Raw genomic sequence first — 16,484 nt, 5'->3', positions numbered from 1 at the left:
GCCTCCCCCGGATCGCGCGCGGCTTCGCCTCGCCCGATCCGAGACCGATCCCGGGTCCGCCCTGCTCGCCCGGGATCTTCGCTCCGCAACCCCTCGGGGTTACTTGAGCTCGACCTTCGCGCCAGCCTTCTCGAGCTGGGCCTTGATCTTGTCGGCTTCTTCCTTGTTGACGCCTTCCTTCAGCGGCTTCGGAGCGCCTTCGACGAGGTCCTTGGCTTCCTTCAGGCCCAGGCCGGTGATGGCGCGGACTTCCTTGATGACCTCGATCTTCTTGTCGCCGGCGGCAGCCAGCACGACGGTGAAGTCGGTCTTCTCTTCAGCCGGAGCGGCAGCACCGCCACCAGCAGCAGCCGGACCGGCCACTGCCACGGCGGCAGCAGCGGACACGCCCCACTTCTCTTCCAGGAGCTTTGCGAGTTCGGCCGCTTCGAGCACGGTGAGGCTCGAAAGGTCGTCGACGATTTTCTGCAAGTCAGCCATTGATCTGTTTCCTTAAACGTTTGGTTCGAACCAGGGTTTGAGTTTTGCGAAGGGCGTCAGGCCGCTTCGCCCTTTGAGGCATGAGCCTGAATGACGCGCGCGAGCTTGGCCGCGGGCGCATTGGAGAGCTGGGCGAGCTTGGTCGCCGGGGCCACGATGAGGCCGACGAGCTTGCCGCGCAGTTCATCCAGCGACGGCAGCGAGGCAAGCGCCTTGACGCCGTCGACATTCAGGACGGTTTTGCCCATCGACCCGCCGAGGATGACGAACTTCTCGTTCGCCTTGGCGAAATCGATGGCAACCTTTGGCGCCGCAACCGGATCGTTGGAGGTAGCGATCACAGTCGGCCCCTTCAGGAGGGTGCCGATGGCAGCGACGTCAGTGCCTTCAAGAGCAATTTTGGCGAGACGGTTCTTCGAGACCTTCACCGACGCGCCCGCCTGCTTCATCTGCTTGCGCAGGGTCTGCATCTGGGCGACGGTGAGGCCGGAATAGTGAGCAACGATCGCAACCGACGTGGTCTTGAAGACCTCGTTGAGCTGGTCGACCGCCTCTTTTTTTGCCGCTCGTTCCACAGCAAGCTCTCTCCGGTTGGCGGTCTTTCGCTCGCGCGGGACCGCCGGGTTGCACCCATCGTCCCACCCAAACCTTACGCCTCGGGACCGAAGTCCGAGGGACACGCCGGGCAAGACGACATTCTTGAAGCCTGCCCTCCCGTCGACCTTCCGGCCGCGGGCTGTCGAGGTTCGAACCAAATCGGCTTCCCGCGCGGCTTGCTTAAGGCTCTGCGCGAAGCAAAATCCGGTTTTCACCCGTCTATGCAGGCCATGCGATTAAGCCGTTGAAAAACCGAAGTTTGTCGCGGGCGCCTGCAGTCTCGGACAGGATCGAGGCTCGGCCTAAGCCGAAGCCCCTGCTCTTACTCCAACCGGGCCGAGAGGTCCCCTTCCTTTCGAGCGATCCAAATAGGATGCCTGGAAGGAAAGATCTCCAATCGAGCCAAGTTTTCGGAATGCGAGCACGAGCATGCCAGCGAGGGCCAGCACGCCCGGAGGCGGTTGTTTAGCGGTTCGGTCCTCGTTTGCCAAGGGCAAAATTCGGGCCGCGAACAGTTCAGGCGAGCCGAACCTGATAAGGCAATGGCTTGCCGGCGAAAAACGCATCGAGATTGGCAAGGACGCAGTCCTGCATGGCAACATGCGATTCCAGGGTGTGGCCGCCGATATGCGGGGTCAGCACCACGTTCGGCAATGCGGTGAGCGTATCAGGCGCATGGGGCTCGGTCGCGTAGACGTCGAGGCCGGCGCCGGCGATGGTCTGGTCCGACAGCGCTGCGACCAGCGCGGCCTCATCGATGACGGAACCGCGGGAGATATTGACGACGAACCCGTCGGTGCCAAGCCGGCGCAGGATGTCGGCATTGACGGCGTTGGTGTTGTCGGGGCCGGCCCTCACTGCAACCATCAGGATGCTGCACCAGTCGGCCAGCGCTTCGAGGCTCGAAAAATACCGATACGGCACGTCGTGCCGGCTGCGGCTGAAATAGCCGACCTCGGTCTCGAAGGCGGCGACGCGCGCGGCGATCTTGCGGCCGATCTCGCCCATGCCGTAGACGCCGACCTTGCGGCCGCGCATTCCCGCCTGCGGCCGCATCATTGGCGACGGTTTTGCTCCCGCCCAGTCGCCGCTCCGCACATAATTGTCAGCGACCGGCAACCGGCGGACGGCCGCCAGCATCAGCGTCACCGCGATGTCCGCCACCGAGGCCGCATTCGCGCCAGGACTGTTGCCGACCGCAATGTTGCGCGTGGCGGCGGCGGCAAGATCGATGCCGTCATAGCCGGTGCCGTAGCAGATGATCGCGCCGAGCTTCGGCATCATGTCCATGGCCTCGGCACCGAGCCTTCCGCTGCCGCCGGCGGTAATCAGCGCCCGGATATCAGCGAGTTCCTCGGCCGAGAACGCCTCATCCGGCCGCCTGCCAGCGGCGTTCAAGAGTTCATAGCGCTCGCCGAAGCGCTGGAGCTGGGCCTTGGGAAAGCGCGAATAGATCAGGACCTTATCGGGCATTGTTGTTGTTCCTGGAAAACTACGCGACGCCGTAAAGCGAAGGGCGGAACCGGCTGCCCGATCCCGCCCTCTTTATACTCTCACGCCATGCCAGCGGTCAGCCGAGCAGCGTGCCCGGCTCGACCTTCACGCCCGGGCCCATGGTGGAGGACACCGCCACGCGCTGGACGTAGGTGCCCTTGGCGCCGGCCGGCTTGGCCTTGACCACCGCGTCCGCGAGCGCCCTGATGTTCTCGACCAGCTTGTCCTCGGAGAACGAGGCCTTGCCGACGCCGGCCTGGACGATGCCGGCCTTCTCGACGCGGAACTCGACCGAGCCGCCCTTGGCACCCTTCACGGCGCCGGTGACGTCCATGGTCACGGTGCCGATCTTCGGATTCGGCATCATGCCGCGCGGACCGAGCACCTTACCGAGACGGCCGACGAGCGGCATCATGTCGGGGGTGGCGATGCAGCGGTCGAAGTCGATATTGCCGGCCTGCACCTTCTCGACCAGATCCTCGGCGCCAACGACATCTGCACCCGCCGCCTTGGCCTCTTCCGCCTTGGCGCCGCGGGCGAACACGCCGACGCGGAGCGTGCGGCCGGTCCCGTTCGGCAGCATCACCACGCCGCGCACCATCTGGTCGGCGTGGCGCGGGTCGACGCCGAGATTGATCGCGACCTCGATGGTCTCGTCGAACTTCGACTTGGCCCGCTCCTTGACCAGCTTGATGGCGTCCGCGAGCGGGTAAAGCTTCTCGCGGTCAATACCTTCGCGGGCCTTCTTCAAACGCTTTCCGATTGCCATGGCGCCTTACCCCGCAACTTCCAGACCCATCGAACGGGCGGAGCCCTCGACCATCTTCATGGCCGCTTCGACGGTGTCGCAATTGAGATCCTTCATCTTCTTCTCGGCGATCTCGCGCACCTGCGCTTTGGTCACCTGGCCGGCCTTGTCGCGGCCCGGCGCCTTCGAGCCGGACTGGATCTTGGCGGCCTGCTTCAAGAAGTAAGACATCGGCGGCGTCTTCATCTCGAAGGTGAAGGAACGATCCGCGTAGATCGTGATGATCACCGGGATCGGGGTGTTCTTCTCTTCCTTCTGCGTCTGGGCGTTGAACGCCTTGCAGAATTCCATGATGTTGAGACCGCGCTGACCGAGCGCGGGGCCGATCGGTGGCGACGGGTTCGCCGCACCGGCCGGGACCTGAAGCTTCAGGTATCCGGTCACTTTCTTTGCCATGTATCACTCCTGTTGTGCCGGACACTGTCCGGCGGGTTCAGGTTCCGTGGTTCGGACCGGGAGCGGCTGGCGACCGCCCTCTTCCTCCCACGTCCTCCTTCAAATCAGACCTTCTCGACCTGATTGAATTCCAGTTCGACCGGGGTGGCACGGCCGAAGATCGAGACCGCGACCTTCACGCGCGAACGGGCCTCGTCGATTTCCTCCACCACGCCCGAGAACGAGGCGAACGGACCGTCGGCCACCCGCACATTCTCGCCGATCTCGAACGATACCGTAGCCTTCGGCCGTTCAACGCCCTCCTGCACCTGCTGGAGGATGTGCATGGCCTCGGCTTCCGAGATCGGCATCGGCTTGTTTTCCGCGCCCAGGAAGCCCGTTACCTTCGGGGTATTCTTGATCAGGTGAAAGGCTTCGTCGGTGAGCTTCATCTTCACCAGCACGTAGCCGGGGAAGAACTTGCGCTCGGCATCGATCTTGCGGCCGCGGCGCACCTCGGTGACCTTCTCGGTCGGCACCAGCACCTGCTCGAACAATTCCTCCAGCCCACGCTGCTTGGCCTGTTCGCGGATCGACTCCGCCACCTTCTTCTCGAAGTTCGAGTAGGCGTGGACGATGTACCAGCGCTTGTCCGTCGATTGCGTCAGAGTGCTCATCAGTGGATGCCCAGGATGAGGGTAATAAGATAGCGGATGATCTGGTCCGCGGCGAAGAAGAAGATCGACGCCAGCGCGACCATCACGAAGACCATGATCGTGGTGATTGTCGTCTCACGACGGGTCGGCCAGGTGACCTTGGCGGTCTCCGAGCGCACTTCCTGCAGGAATTTGAACGGGCTGAAAGCCATTCTTGTTAAGTCCGCGTCCGTCGTCAGACGATTCAAGTGTTTCAGGAATCCGAACAATCCTTGAGCGCCCAGCCCTCTCGCGAAGGATGAGCCGGGAAGCAGGCTCGATTGTTCGGGGGATATCAAAGCCGCGCCGGATATCCGCGTTCAAAAGCGGGCCGGCTGCAGGTGGCGGCTATGTACTGCGGGAACAGCCAAAGGTCAAGATATCGGCAACTCTGGCAGGAGTGGAGAGGCTCGAACTCCCAACCCCCGGTTTTGGAGACCGGTGCTCTACCAATTGAGCTACACTCCTAAGGAACCGAAGCGTCGCCGCCGGTTCGCGCCGTTTGAAGCACAGGGCATGCCCCGAATGCAAGGGCGAAGCAGCAAACGCCCTGTTCAAGATCCTGCTTCTGGGCCAGACTTTATGTATAGCCGGCAGCGGCTTCAGCCGCGACAACAAGAACGAACGGGAGAGACCATGAACGCGCAAACCGCCACCAGGCCGACATCCGCCCTGCAGACGCCAGCCCTGCCCACCGCCAAGCCGGAGCAGCTTGGTCTCTCCAGCCTCCGGCTGCAGCGGATGTCCGACAGCTTCAAGCGCGAGGTCGACAAGGGAACCATCCCCGGCGCCACCGTGCTGGTGGCGAGGCGCGGTCAGATCGGCTGGTTCGACGCCATCGGCCGGCAGGCTCCCGAAGGGGCGCCGATGGCGCATGACACCATCTTCCGCATCTTCTCGATGACCAAGCCGATCGTCTCGGTCGGCATCATGATGCTGCTCGAGGACGGCCAGCTCCTGCTCAGCGATCCCGTCGCGAAATTCATCCCGGAATTCGCCGAGACCAAGGTCGGCGTCGAGCACAACGGCAAGCTCGAGCTGGAGCCGGCGAGCCGCCAGATGACGATCCAGGACCTGCTTCGCCATACGTCCGGCCTCACCTACGACCACACCGGCAACGGCCTGGTGCAGCAGCTCTACCAGCAATCGCGCCTGCGCAGCCGCAAGATCACCAATGCCGAGCACGCCACCCTGCTCGCCAGCATGCCGCTGATCTGCCAGCCCGGCGCCGAGTTCAACTACAGCCGCTCCACCGACATCCTCGGCCGCATCATCGAGGTCATCAGCGGGAAGACGCTCGGCGCCTTCCTGACCGAACGCATCCTGGCGCCGCTGCAGATGACCGAGACCGCCTTCTACACCGGCGAAGAGAATGCGAGCCGGCTCGCCGAGGCGTTCGCGACCGATCCATGGAACGGCGAGAAGGTGCAGCTCTTCAACATGCTCGAGAAGCCCGCGATGGAGTCCGGCGGCGGCGGTCTGGTTTCGACCACGATGGACTATGCCCGCTTCGCGCAGATGCTGCTGAGTGGCGGCGCACTCGACGGCACCAGGATCATCGGTCGCAAGACACTGCAACTGATGGCCTCCGATCATCTCGGCCCAGACGTCAAGATCCAGGGCGCGCTGGTTCCGCCCGGCCACGGCTTCGGTCTCGGCTTCGCGGTGCGCACTCATCAGGGCATCGCGCCATTTCCGGGCTCGGTCGGCCAGTTCTTCTGGAGCGGCGTCGCCGGCACCTTCTTCTGGATCGATCCGGTCGAGGACCTGTTCGCGGTGTTCATGTCGCAGGGCCCAGGCCAGCGCGACTACACCCGCACGCTGGTCAGGAACGGCGTCTACGCCGCGCTGGACTGACGCCGTCATTCCGGGGCAGCCCGCAGGGCTGAACCCGGAATCTCGAGCCCCAACTTCTGGATTCCGGGTTCGCGCTAACGCGCGCCCCGGAATGACGAACAGGGCCTCAACTGATCGTCGCGCCGCCGTCGATCACCACGGTCTGGCCGGTCATGAAGTCGCCGGCCTTCGATCCCATCAGCACCGCGCAGCCGGCGATCTCGTCGGGGATGCCGATGCGCTGCAGCGGTGAGCGTGCGGTCGAGGCCTTCAGGTTCTCCGGATTGTCCCACAGCGCCTTGGCAAAGTCGGTCTTGATCAGGCCGGGCGCGATGCAGTTCACACGGATATTGTGCTTGCCGTATTCGCAGGCAAGGTTGCGCGCGAGCTGCATGTCGGCGGCCTTCGAGATCGCGTAGGCGCCGAGGATGGTCGAGCCCTTCAGGCCGCCGATCGAGGACACGATGATGATCGAGCCGTCCTTGCGCTCGATCATCTGCGGCACCACCATCGAGATCAGCCAGTTGTTGGCGACGATGTTGTTCTCGAGGATCTTGCGGAACTGATCGTCGGAGATGCCGGCCAGCGGACCATAATAGGGATTCGACGCTGCGTTGCAGACCAGAACGTCGATCTTGCCGAAGGCGCGATTGCTTTCGTCGACGAGGTTCTGAAGGTTCTCCTTGCTCGAGATGTTCGCGGCAATCGCAACAGCGGTGCCCTTGCCGTACTTGTCATTGATCTCTTTCGCGACCTGGTCACAGACATCGGCCTTGCGCGAGGAGATCACCACCTTGGCGCCATGCTCCGCCATGCGCTCGGCAATGGCGCGGCCGATGCCGCGTGTCGAGCCGGTGATGACGGCGACTTTCCCCTTCATGTCGAACAAGTTCATGTTTCTCTCCCACATATGACGTCTTGATATTGGTCCCAAGCTAAGCAGCGTTCATCGTCGCCGACAACTGGTTCAGGCGAGCTTGTTCTCCGACACGACTTCCGGTCCGGCCGGCTGATGCATCGCGGCATGTTTTGCGTCCGCGATCCATGGCTGCTGGTTCACCATCGGCAACCGCCAGAGGCTGGTGTCCGGGCTTGCGATATGATCGAGCCGCGTCACCGAACAATTGTCGATGTCGAAGGCAAGCCCTTTCTCCGGCTGGCCGCCGAGCGCCAGGCCGACGGCGGCCTTGATCGTGCCGCCATGACCGACCGCGATCACGTCCTTGCCGGCTTCTGCGGCATTGATCCGAACGATCGCGCGGCAGACACGGGTGTAGAGGTCCATGAAGCTCTCGCCATCGGGCGCGGGTTCGTTGATGTCGGCGAACCAGTGGCTGCCGACCGGACGGCTGGCGAGGAAGGCGGCGCGGTTCATGCCCTGCCACCGGCCGAGATGCTGTTCGGCGAAGGCGGCTTCCTTGGTCATGCCGACGGGCTGCGGAAAGCCCGCAGCCCAGATCGCCTCCGCGGTCTGATGCGTGCGCATCAGATTGCTTGCGTACCAGACTGCGGTGCGCGGCAGGATCTTCGCGACCGCCTCGAACACCTCGCGATCGCCGATGTCGCATTCAATGTCCTTCTGGCCGTAGATATTGCCGCCATCGCTGCGTACCGGCGCATGCCTTATCCACCACCACCGCGTCGTGACCACCTTTGGCTTGTCGGCATTGGACATCACAAGACCCCTTCAATAGTGTGCGCGTGTCCTACGTCAGAGCACATAACGTCTCAAGTGACTTGTCTGAAGTGACTCGGGCGTTTGAAATCTTGTTTGAATTCCGTGAAGCGGCAAGCGCCGGCACACATGACCACCAGGGAGAAACATATGGGCCGCCTCGAAGGCAAATCCGTCATCATCACCGGCGCGGGAAGCGGCATCGGGCGCGCTGCCTCTCTGTTGTTCACGAAGGAAGGCGCCAAGCTGATCGCGGTCGACCGCACCGAAGGCGTCAACGAGACCGCAAAGCTCGTCCGCGATGCCGGCGGTACCGTCGAGGCCGTGACGGCGGATGCGGGCCTTGAGGCCGACGTGAAGGGCTTCATCGACAAGGCGCTGTCGAAACATGGCAAGCTCGATGCGATCTGGGCCAATGCCGGCATCAGCGGCGGCCTGGTGCCGCTCGCCGACCAGACGGTCGAGCACTGGCAGGAGGTGCTGCGCATCAACCTGCTCGGGCCGTTCCTCGCGATCAAGCACTCGATCCCGCATATGACCAGGCAGGGATATGGCTCGATCATCTGCACCGCATCGGTGGCGGGATTGAAGGCCGGCGCCAGCGGACATCCGTACGGCGCCAGCAAGGCCGGCGTCATCAGCCTGGTGCAGACCACGGCCTATTCGCTGTCCGGCACCGGCGTGCGCATCAATGCAGTCTGCCCGGGCCTGATCGAGACCGGCATGACAAAACCGGTGTTCGACCGCGCCAAGGAGCGCGGCACCTCCGACAAGATCGGCCAGCTCAATCCGCTCAAGCGCGCAGGCCAGCCGCACGAGCTTGCCGCAATGGGACTGTTCCTTGCGAGCGACGAAGCCTCTTACGTCAACGGCCAGGCGATCCCCGTCGATGGCGGCCTCACCGCGTCGATGCCGTACACGGGCAAGCCGATCTAGGAACATGTGTAGGCGACGCGTGCGTTCTTCCCTTCTCCCCTTGTGGGAGAAGGCGCGGCCTGAATAAACCGTATCATTTCCGTTTCTTAGCCGGTTAGACCGACTCTAGAGTCTGCGAAATGAGTCTGGATTTTAAGCGGTTTATTCATGCGAAAAATATCTGTCCGGACGGTCCGGAAAGAGAGAGGCCTTTCCGGCCCGGGATGGGATGTAGCGCCCGGCCGGATTGAACGCGTGGAAGCGGCTGGAAACGGCTTTGGGAAGCCGAGAATAGCGCCTCCAAAGTTGGTCCGTTCGGGCGACTTGGCGTTCTCCCGTCGCTGCATCCCGTAGATGTGCGGTGCGCGATCCGTTTGCATTGCGCTCATTCGCCCTGTTAAGCATCGATGGTGCGCGGCGGGGAGGAAATCATGGGGGCCATTATCCGGTTATTGGTGCTCGCGGGAGGCTAGTGGCTCTATACCGACTATTATCAAGCTTCGGGCGGTCTAACAGGAAAGGCTTATTACGAGGCGTGTTGAGCGGGCAAACAAGACGAAGGGCTTTACTGACCCCACTCCGAGCACACCCTACCAAACGGGACGATGGAAACGATGCGACCGCGTTGCTGAGCGTGCCTTGCGGAGGGTTTGATCTTCGTAGGACTAGCAAAGGACGAAAAGGACGAGGATGGCCTCCGACTAGGGCGTGTGTGTCCCAGCGGCATCGATGGAATGCTGCCCGCTTCATGGACCCTAAATCACTGGGGTAGAAAGCGATGGCCTCGATGCAGCGCGGAGCGCGAACGCCAAGGCTATCCTAAGATCGTCGAAAGGAACGATGGGACATTTGGTTGGGAAAAGCCGTGTGCGAAATGCAATCAAGCGTCTCGGTGAAAATGACGACGAAAAGCTGCAGTTGAGGCGTGTACTCATAAATCCGGCGCCACAGATCACCTTGCGTATGAGGTCCGCTGCGCCCTGATTGCGGTGCAATAGCAGATTTCACCAGAGGTCCGAGTTGGGCCATTAGGGGACTTGGTGTTCTAGGATTTTCATCGCGGCGTTGGAGACATCGAGGGCCGGTTGTCCACCGAGTTTCTGCGACGTGCGCGGTCGATCAGGGCCTCGACTGTTGGTAATATGCGCGTGACGACTGCTTCGATTCCGGCCGCGTTTGGGCGCAGGCCGTCCCGCGCCTTGAGCTGAGCATCATCCACAAACGCGTCGTCGAAAGCCGGGTAGAACAGCACGTTGTATTCGCTGGCAAGACCAGAGAACATCGCGGCAAAAGCTTTCTCGTACTCGTCTCCAAAGTTGGTGTGAGGCCGCGCTCCGCAAAGAAGCGCGACAATTAGCCGGGTTTCTAGGTTGCGTAGAATCGCCGCGAGCGCCGTGCGAGTGACATTTGGCTCGATTCCCCTTAGCATGTCATTGCCACCCAGCTCCAAAATCACCGCATCGGTATCGTCTGTGACCGATTGGTTCAATCTAGCAAGGCCCCTTGCCGCCGAGTCGTGATTCACGCTGGCATTGACAACCTTGACCGATCGACCTTTGGCTCTCAATGCAAATTCGAGTTTGTCATGAAAGGCATAGCCAGCGGGGAGATAGTACTCTGAAGTGAGGATATCTCCGAGCACGACGATCCTGACCGTCCTGTCATCGGCGCGAACGTTATGGCTCGTTGGCCACGCCAGCACTATGCAAACCGCGGCGACAATGACTGTGGGAAGACTGCGCGTGGCCATGAAGAGCGCTGTGATGCACGTTCCCAATTTCGGTTTCATCGCGCTCCCTCGCGGCGGTCAAAGTAAGCATTTCGCGTGCTCGTGCGCACGGCGAGTGCTCAGCAAGCGACCGGCACAAAAGGACTGTCGGTTTTATTGAGAGTGCGATGCTCGCCGACGGCAGTTCCCGCTGCTCATTCACCTCGAACGGAGACGTCGGCACGTCCCGCCTCAAAGAGCAGCTCTAAAGAAGACTATACGATTTCACGACCATCCGAAAGATCGCACACTGGCCGGGCGTCGCGGCTAAACGATACGATCAATACCCGCGATCCCAATGTCCGAATTGGGTCAGAAGCGCCGCTTGGCCTCACGGCAGCGACTTCCGGTTGCCCAGGATCTTCGGAAGTATCCTGCGCGGCGCCAACAGCACCGCCGGGCCAATACCGGAAGTGAGCTCGCGCTTTTCATCGGATCGGTAGTAGCGAATGACCTACACCAAGGTAGAGAGATCAGCGATTTCTGAGACGGGCCCTGTCTACCAACGCCTCAACAGTTGGCAGTATCTGCTTCACAACAGCTTTGTTTCCAGCCGCGTTGGGGTGTAGGCCGTCAACCGCCTTGAGGCTGGCATCGTCCGCAAACGCCTCGTTGATAGCTGGGAAGAATAGCACGTTGTATTCACGGGCGAGGTTAGCGAACATCGCCGCAAACGCCTTCTCGTGTGCGTCTCCAAAGTTTGTGTGCGCTCGCACTCCGCAAAGGAGCACGGCAATTCTCCGAGCTTCAAGATTGCTTAGAATAGCTGCGAGTGCCGCGCGAGTGACATTTGGATCGAGTCCCCTGTCCATGTCCCACCAACCGAGCGCCAAGATCACTGCGTCGGTATCGTCTGTGACAACTCGGTTCAATCTAGCAAGACCCTTCGCGGCCGAGTCACCGCCAACGCCCGCGTTAATAACTGCCACCGACTGGCCTTTTGCTTTCAATGCAAATTCAAGTTGGATCGGGATGCGATCAATTTCGGGCACCTTACCTTCAGTGAGAGAATCGCCGATCATAACGATCTTGATCGTCCTTTCGTCCGCATGGACGTTATTGCTTGCCGCCCATGCCAGTACGAAGCAAAGCGCGACGGCAACCACTGCGACGCGATTTCCAAACTTCGATTTCATCGCGTTCTCCCATGTGGCTAGAGTACGCGTTCGCCGATCCTCGTGATGGTGCGTGCTCGTGGAAGGCCGGCGTAAAAGAATTGTCAGTGCTGGAGTATGCGATGCTCGCCGACGGCATGCCCGCTGCCCATTCACCCTTCACGGAGATGTCGGCATCCCGTCTCGAGTAGCAAGCTCCAAACGAAGAAACTAAGCCGTCTCAAGCCCATCGAAAAGAGACCGTGTGTGCAACGCACAATGTCACCAGTAAGCTCGGGGATGCAGCTACGGGTCAAGAGCGCCGATTTGAGCCCTCAGCCGGCGACTTCCGATCTAATGCCATCTTCGGGCATGTCCCTGCGCCCGCACAAACGGCCGCCAAGGGCCATGAGCGGAGATCAATGCGGTGTTGTCATGCGGTGGCCTGGGGCGGCCCGAAGCTATGGTGAAAGCACAACCATCAGTGTATTGTTCCAGGCAGCACACCTGAACACGGGGGCGACGACGTCATGGATGCATACAACTATCCATATATCCGGGACAAAGTCGTCATCAATGCCTATGTCCAGAACTTCTACAATACATTTGTAGGATCGGGGCCGGTCTTTTTACTTGGGCGAGTTGTGATCCATGAGGTTGATCTCATAGTAGGTCGGAAGCCCCTGATCATCATCGCCGACGAGTATCACGGCAATGGAAAGACAATTAGCGCCAGGGGCGCATACCCCGGCGGGAGTGGCGGCACCGTCACTGTGCGGTGCAAGCGATCAACCGGCGCCTATATCAGCGTGTCTGGCGGTCAGGGAGCCGCCGGCTTTACGGGAGCGGATGGGACCGAAGGCGTACCCGACACCATTATCGAGGGATACTGGATCACGGTCCCTGATCCCTGGCCCATGGAAACCACACATGAGGAATGGGTGCCCGGCGAGATAATTCCCGGCACACCAGGAAGTCCTCCCGGCGCGGGCGGGAGCGGCGGAACAGGAGGAAATGCTGGCAGGCTGATCTTCACGACCATGACCGAGGATGGCTATCCCGCACTTGAAGCGGAGGGCGGTGGCGGTGGTGCGGGCGGCGCCGGAGGGTTCCTGGGTGACGAACAAGCCCCGTCTGGCGCGGACGGAGCTTCGGGCATCTCGTCGGCCATCGCTTACACCGTTGTTTCCGAAGAGGAGTTCCTGGCGCTCGTGCGCAGCGATCTTGGCGTTTACGCCAATTACTGGGCCCCGTTCCGCATTGCTGTCGGGGACTATTATTATCACAGGTACAACTCTCGCGTGACCGATCGAGCAGGCGATCTGACGCTTGCTGCAGGTGAGCTCGCGGCCGCGCTGCAGTTTCAGCCGGACAATGTGGAGGCCCTTCGTCTGCAAAGACAAATGGTGGGCTTTCCTGAGCCCGTTGCAGGGACGGACGAGGTGGTGTGGAAGGGTGGCGGCAACAACGCGCTGGGCCTGCCGCGCGAGATGGACCTGTTGCCGCGGTTTGACTACTACATCGCCGCCTATACCGGCTTTGGTCACCTGGTGCTGACCTTCCTGACCAACGGCACGCAATGGCTTTTGGGCGCGCAGGGAATCGCGGCCATGAGTGAGTTTGCGGCGCAGCAACTCACGGAAGTGCTCGCGGCGCGCGAAAACAGCAGTGACGAGCTCGACATAGCGAAGACCGAACTGAAGAATTCGGCCGACGAAGTCACCTATGCGAAGCAACGGCTCGACAAGGTGACCGCCGAAATTCAGACGGCGCTGCCGGTGATGGCGACCAAGAGTTTTTCTTTCGGCGGATTCCTCGGCACTGTGGCGTCGATCGGCGCGGCGGTGGTGAGCATTGTAGCCGCTATTCCGACAGCGGGCGCGAGCGTCGTTGCGCTTGCGCCGTCATTGGTCGCGCTTTCTAACTCCCTCAGCGACAATGCGGAACCGATCGTAAAGGCTCTGATCGACGACGCAAAGGTCAAGAACGCAGAACTCGAGCAGGTCAAAAAAGCCTACGATAAGGTGGGCAAGAACGTCGACGCCGTCGTCAAGGGCGGCAAGTCCATCGTGAGCTTCGTGAAGCTGGTGCAAAGTCTCAACGCCACCGCGGCGCCCGACAGCTCCAAATATGTCGCGCTGGTCAAACAGGGTGCCGAGTTGGCTTACGAACTGATGCTTGCCGGGAACCGGGCGACCTTGGCCCAGCAGCGTCTTGACGCCGCAACCGCCAAACTTGCGCGGGCCGAAGCGGTGGTCGCATCGGTGAATAAGCTGATATCCGACCTGCAGAACAGGCAGCACACGATTCGGCAAGTTGGACTGGCTGCCATAGACATAGCAGCCTCAAAGGCCCAATCGCTGCAGACACTGGCCTTCCGGGCGCAAAGATCGGTCGAAATATATACGCTCGACGACCAGGAACAGAACGTCTTCCTGGATGCTGGAATGATTAGTCCGGACATCAGCCGGGCCTTCTACGAAGGCGAAAAGGACGAAGCCGCTCTCGCAAACGCCTTGCTGGCGTCCTGGGGCAACATCCTGAACCCCGTCAATATGCAACTGTCCTATATCTCCTACTTTGACGCGAGGCCCGACTGGGATACCCATAGGCTCTCGTTCACGGACGGTCCGGAATTAACATCACTCCGCAATACACATAGCTTCAGCTTTCGGCTTGAAGCGACGGACCTGCCTGAAAGCCACTTTGAGACCAAGGTCAAGAACGTGCTCGTCTCCTTTGTTGGAGCGCACAATCAAAGCGGAGAGATCTCGTGCGTGGTGCGGCACGGCGCGCAGTATGAGCAGCGTCGCCTGGATGGAACGGTTGAGGTGCAGCATCTGGCGCCCCAGAGCATCAATCGCCGGGCGGAAACGACGCGGCTGGACCGCCCCGTCGTGAACGCCGACCCACCGCTCGATGCTCCTACGTCATTGGCCATCTGGGGCCGCGGCGTGGGCGGAGATTGGGACGTGGCGATTGAGCCGCACGAAATCGAAGCGGGCTCGTTGGACTTGAGCGGACTATCGGAAGTTCAGGTTTGGATCGATTATCAGTTCACCCGCTAGCAACATCGTTTCGCGGTTAGGCTCTCTGATGCAGTGAAAGGCCCGCTTCGGGTCAACAGCGCCATTTGGCTGATCAGTTGATCACTTCCGCTCTACCCCGATAAAGCGGACCATTCGAAGCCAAGCCGAACTTCGCTCTTGGGCCAGTAGGCGGCATTGCAGCAATCTGTAGGTCCGCCTTTACGACTTCGTAGCCGCTCTGGGCTCGGGCGGGCTACGCGTGCTATCGCTCGCAGATTCCTCGCCCTGTCGCCTTCCGTCAGAAGAAGCGGGAATGCTCTCAGAAGAAGATGGGTGCCACCGTCGAGCACATAGCGATCATGCTCAACGCAGTAATGCGGTCGAATAACCGGCGACCAACCTGACCAGCTCCGTCTGCCGAGTCGTATTCGTCTTACCGTACAAGTGGTGGAGATGGGTCCTCACGGTTCCCTCCGAGATGCCCAGCACGTCCGCCACCTCTGAGGCATTGCCGACCTCGATAATGGCGAACAGCACGCGTAGCTCAGCGGGGGTCAATCGAAACTCTCGTGCCAGCGCCTCCGGCGGGGATGGCATATCGAGCGTTGCTCTGTGCACAAATACGACTGCGGTCGCAGAATAGACAGCGCCAGCGTTGCGCCGTGCCCCGGACGTGAGAGGCAGCACGTTGGCGACATAGCGCGCGCCGTCGCGCGCCTTCAGGGACATGGCTATACCCCTCCGGCCCACGGCCGCGTCGCCCTGGGCGGATCTGGCAAAGGTTTCCTGCAAGGCCTGGTTGGCGACGGGGTCGATGGCGCCGAGTCGGCCGCCGGTTGCGCGCAGGACGCTCGCTTCACGCAGCAGCATCTGGCCGCTGGCATTGGCGTACGCGATGTGTGACATCGCGTCGACGAGGAACATGCCGGCAGCAAGTGTATCCAAGCTATCGGCGAGCTGGGCCGCCTGCACCTTGTGTAGATCGATCACTTTGCCGATCAACAGTGCGCGACGAACATGCGGTGTGATTAGCTCGAAGCGTCGTCGCATCTCGTCGTCGACGAAGCCATCGTTCATGCGGCGAAACACCGAAAAGACAGCGCAACTTGTTGCGGACTTGTCCACGATGGTGAAGAGGCCATCGATGTGCCCCTGAGGCATCAACCATTCCTTGGCAAAGCGTGTCCGGCAGAATTCCTCGCGCGGGACGCAATCAGGAAAACAATGGGTTTCCCCGACGCCAAAAAGCAAGATTGTTGGGAACACCGGGTTCAGTTTGCAATATTTCTCGAGATAGAGCTGCGCATAGGGGGGCTCGGTACCCCAGTCGAAGTAGACGTGTGCGGTTTTGCTGACCGTGTCCTGCGAAATAACGGTTGCCGTGCTGGCCTGAACGTATGCTCCGGCCTTCTCGAACACCGCCGGCCATAGCCCCGGGTCAAGCGAGGCGTCGTAGATGTCTCCAATAAGCCGCGCGAGACTCGCTCAACCTCTTCCATCAGCGCTCCTGGGTTGATGCTTCTTGCTGACCGCTGCCGCGCGCAGCATCCAGTCGCCAACAGAACCCTAGCATACCCACGCGCTGTGTGGAACGTGGCCATGTAGTTGACACGCTGTAACTTTCGGGCACGGCGCGCCGAGTTCTGACCGACGCCGACCCGCCGGCTTTGCTCCGGATCAACGGTCTCTACGGTTCAGTAGATGCGCCCGACCAACGA

The 16,484-nt window shown here is 61.2% G+C and carries 15 protein-coding genes and 1 tRNA gene; 3 read left to right on the top strand and 13 right to left on the bottom strand.

The features are described 5' to 3' along the window. Positions 1-99 precede the first annotated feature (99 nt). The 8 genes from rplL to I6F35_RS22670 all read right to left on the bottom strand — a co-directional run bounded on the left by rplL (position 100) and on the right by I6F35_RS22670 (position 4,917). The gene (rplL, locus tag I6F35_RS22705) at positions 100-480 is read right to left on the bottom strand and encodes a 50S ribosomal protein L7/L12 (RefSeq protein WP_225119889.1); all 381 of its coding nucleotides are present in this window, start codon (positions 478-480) and stop codon (positions 100-102) included. 56 nt (positions 481-536) lie between these two features. Beyond that, on the bottom strand, positions 537-1,055 hold the full coding sequence (gene rplJ / locus I6F35_RS22700) for a 50S ribosomal protein L10 (RefSeq protein ID WP_225119888.1): 519 nt from the start codon (positions 1,053-1,055) through the stop codon (positions 537-539). A 538-nt stretch (positions 1,056-1,593) separates the two neighbouring features. Continuing rightward, positions 1,594-2,550, bottom strand: coding sequence for a 2-hydroxyacid dehydrogenase (locus I6F35_RS22695; RefSeq protein WP_225119887.1), 957 nt, complete (start codon positions 2,548-2,550; stop codon positions 1,594-1,596). A 97-nt stretch (positions 2,551-2,647) separates the two neighbouring features. Next, positions 2,648-3,340 carry a 50S ribosomal protein L1 gene (gene rplA, locus I6F35_RS22690; protein ID WP_225119886.1) on the bottom strand — a complete coding sequence of 231 codons (693 nt, stop codon included), beginning with the start codon at positions 3,338-3,340 and terminating at the stop codon, positions 2,648-2,650. A 6-nt stretch (positions 3,341-3,346) separates the two neighbouring features. After that, the gene (rplK, locus tag I6F35_RS22685) at positions 3,347-3,775 is read right to left on the bottom strand and encodes a 50S ribosomal protein L11 (protein ID WP_027583240.1); all 429 of its coding nucleotides are present in this window, start codon (positions 3,773-3,775) and stop codon (positions 3,347-3,349) included. A 104-nt stretch (positions 3,776-3,879) separates the two neighbouring features. After that, the gene (gene nusG / locus I6F35_RS22680; RefSeq protein WP_225119885.1) at positions 3,880-4,431 is read right to left on the bottom strand and encodes a transcription termination/antitermination protein NusG; all 552 of its coding nucleotides are present in this window, start codon (positions 4,429-4,431) and stop codon (positions 3,880-3,882) included. Continuing rightward, complete coding sequence (gene secE, locus I6F35_RS22675; RefSeq protein WP_016840554.1) at positions 4,431-4,622, bottom strand: preprotein translocase subunit SecE; 192 nt, start codon at positions 4,620-4,622, stop codon at positions 4,431-4,433. Before secE ends, nusG begins: the two co-directional genes overlap by 1 nt. 219 nt (positions 4,623-4,841) lie before the next feature. Beyond that, a tRNA-Trp gene (locus tag I6F35_RS22670) sits at positions 4,842-4,917 on the bottom strand. A gap of 168 nt (positions 4,918-5,085) precedes the next feature. Between I6F35_RS22670 and I6F35_RS22665 the strand changes: the two genes are divergently transcribed. After that, positions 5,086-6,306, top strand: coding sequence for a serine hydrolase domain-containing protein (locus I6F35_RS22665; protein WP_225119884.1), 1,221 nt, complete (start codon positions 5,086-5,088; stop codon positions 6,304-6,306). 106 nt (positions 6,307-6,412) lie between these two features. On the opposite strand, the gene I6F35_RS22660 is transcribed toward I6F35_RS22665, so the two are convergent. Then, positions 6,413-7,180, bottom strand: coding sequence for an SDR family oxidoreductase (locus I6F35_RS22660; RefSeq protein ID WP_225119883.1), 768 nt, complete (start codon positions 7,178-7,180; stop codon positions 6,413-6,415). A gap of 72 nt (positions 7,181-7,252) precedes the next feature. Next, on the bottom strand, positions 7,253-7,960 hold the full coding sequence (locus tag I6F35_RS22655; protein WP_225119882.1) for a histidine phosphatase family protein: 708 nt from the start codon (positions 7,958-7,960) through the stop codon (positions 7,253-7,255). Positions 7,961-8,110: 150 nt separating this feature from the next. Between I6F35_RS22655 and I6F35_RS22650 the strand changes: the two genes are divergently transcribed. Continuing rightward, positions 8,111-8,896: an SDR family oxidoreductase gene (locus tag I6F35_RS22650; protein ID WP_225119881.1), complete on the top strand. Its 786-nt coding sequence runs from the start codon at positions 8,111-8,113 to the stop codon at positions 8,894-8,896. Between the two features lie 1,033 nt (positions 8,897-9,929). Here the strand turns inward: I6F35_RS22650 and I6F35_RS22645 are convergent. Both I6F35_RS22645 and I6F35_RS22640 read right to left on the bottom strand, forming a co-directional pair. Continuing rightward, positions 9,930-10,664, bottom strand: a complete 735-nt coding sequence (locus tag I6F35_RS22645) for a GDSL-type esterase/lipase family protein (protein WP_225119880.1) — start codon at positions 10,662-10,664, stop codon at positions 9,930-9,932. A gap of 452 nt (positions 10,665-11,116) precedes the next feature. Further along, positions 11,117-11,779: a GDSL-type esterase/lipase family protein gene (locus tag I6F35_RS22640; protein WP_225119879.1), complete on the bottom strand. Its 663-nt coding sequence runs from the start codon at positions 11,777-11,779 to the stop codon at positions 11,117-11,119. 488 nt (positions 11,780-12,267) lie between these two features. On the opposite strand from I6F35_RS22640, the gene I6F35_RS22635 reads away from it, so the two are divergent. After that, a complete protein-coding gene (locus tag I6F35_RS22635) occupies positions 12,268-14,805 on the top strand; it encodes a hypothetical protein (protein ID WP_225119878.1) in 2,538 nt (845 codons plus the stop codon). 324 nt (positions 14,806-15,129) lie between these two features. On the opposite strand, the gene I6F35_RS40550 is transcribed toward I6F35_RS22635, so the two are convergent. Then, complete coding sequence (locus tag I6F35_RS40550) at positions 15,130-16,185, bottom strand: helix-turn-helix transcriptional regulator (RefSeq protein WP_225119877.1); 1,056 nt, start codon at positions 16,183-16,185, stop codon at positions 15,130-15,132. Positions 16,186-16,484: the final 299 nt, after the last annotated feature.

The sequence above is a fragment of the Bradyrhizobium sp. BRP22 genome (genome assembly GCF_020194175.1).
Lineage (GTDB): Bacteria > Pseudomonadota > Alphaproteobacteria > Rhizobiales > Xanthobacteraceae > Bradyrhizobium.
The sequence above is the reverse complement of the archived record's forward strand: the minus strand, read 5'-3'. Positions and strand labels throughout refer to the sequence as shown.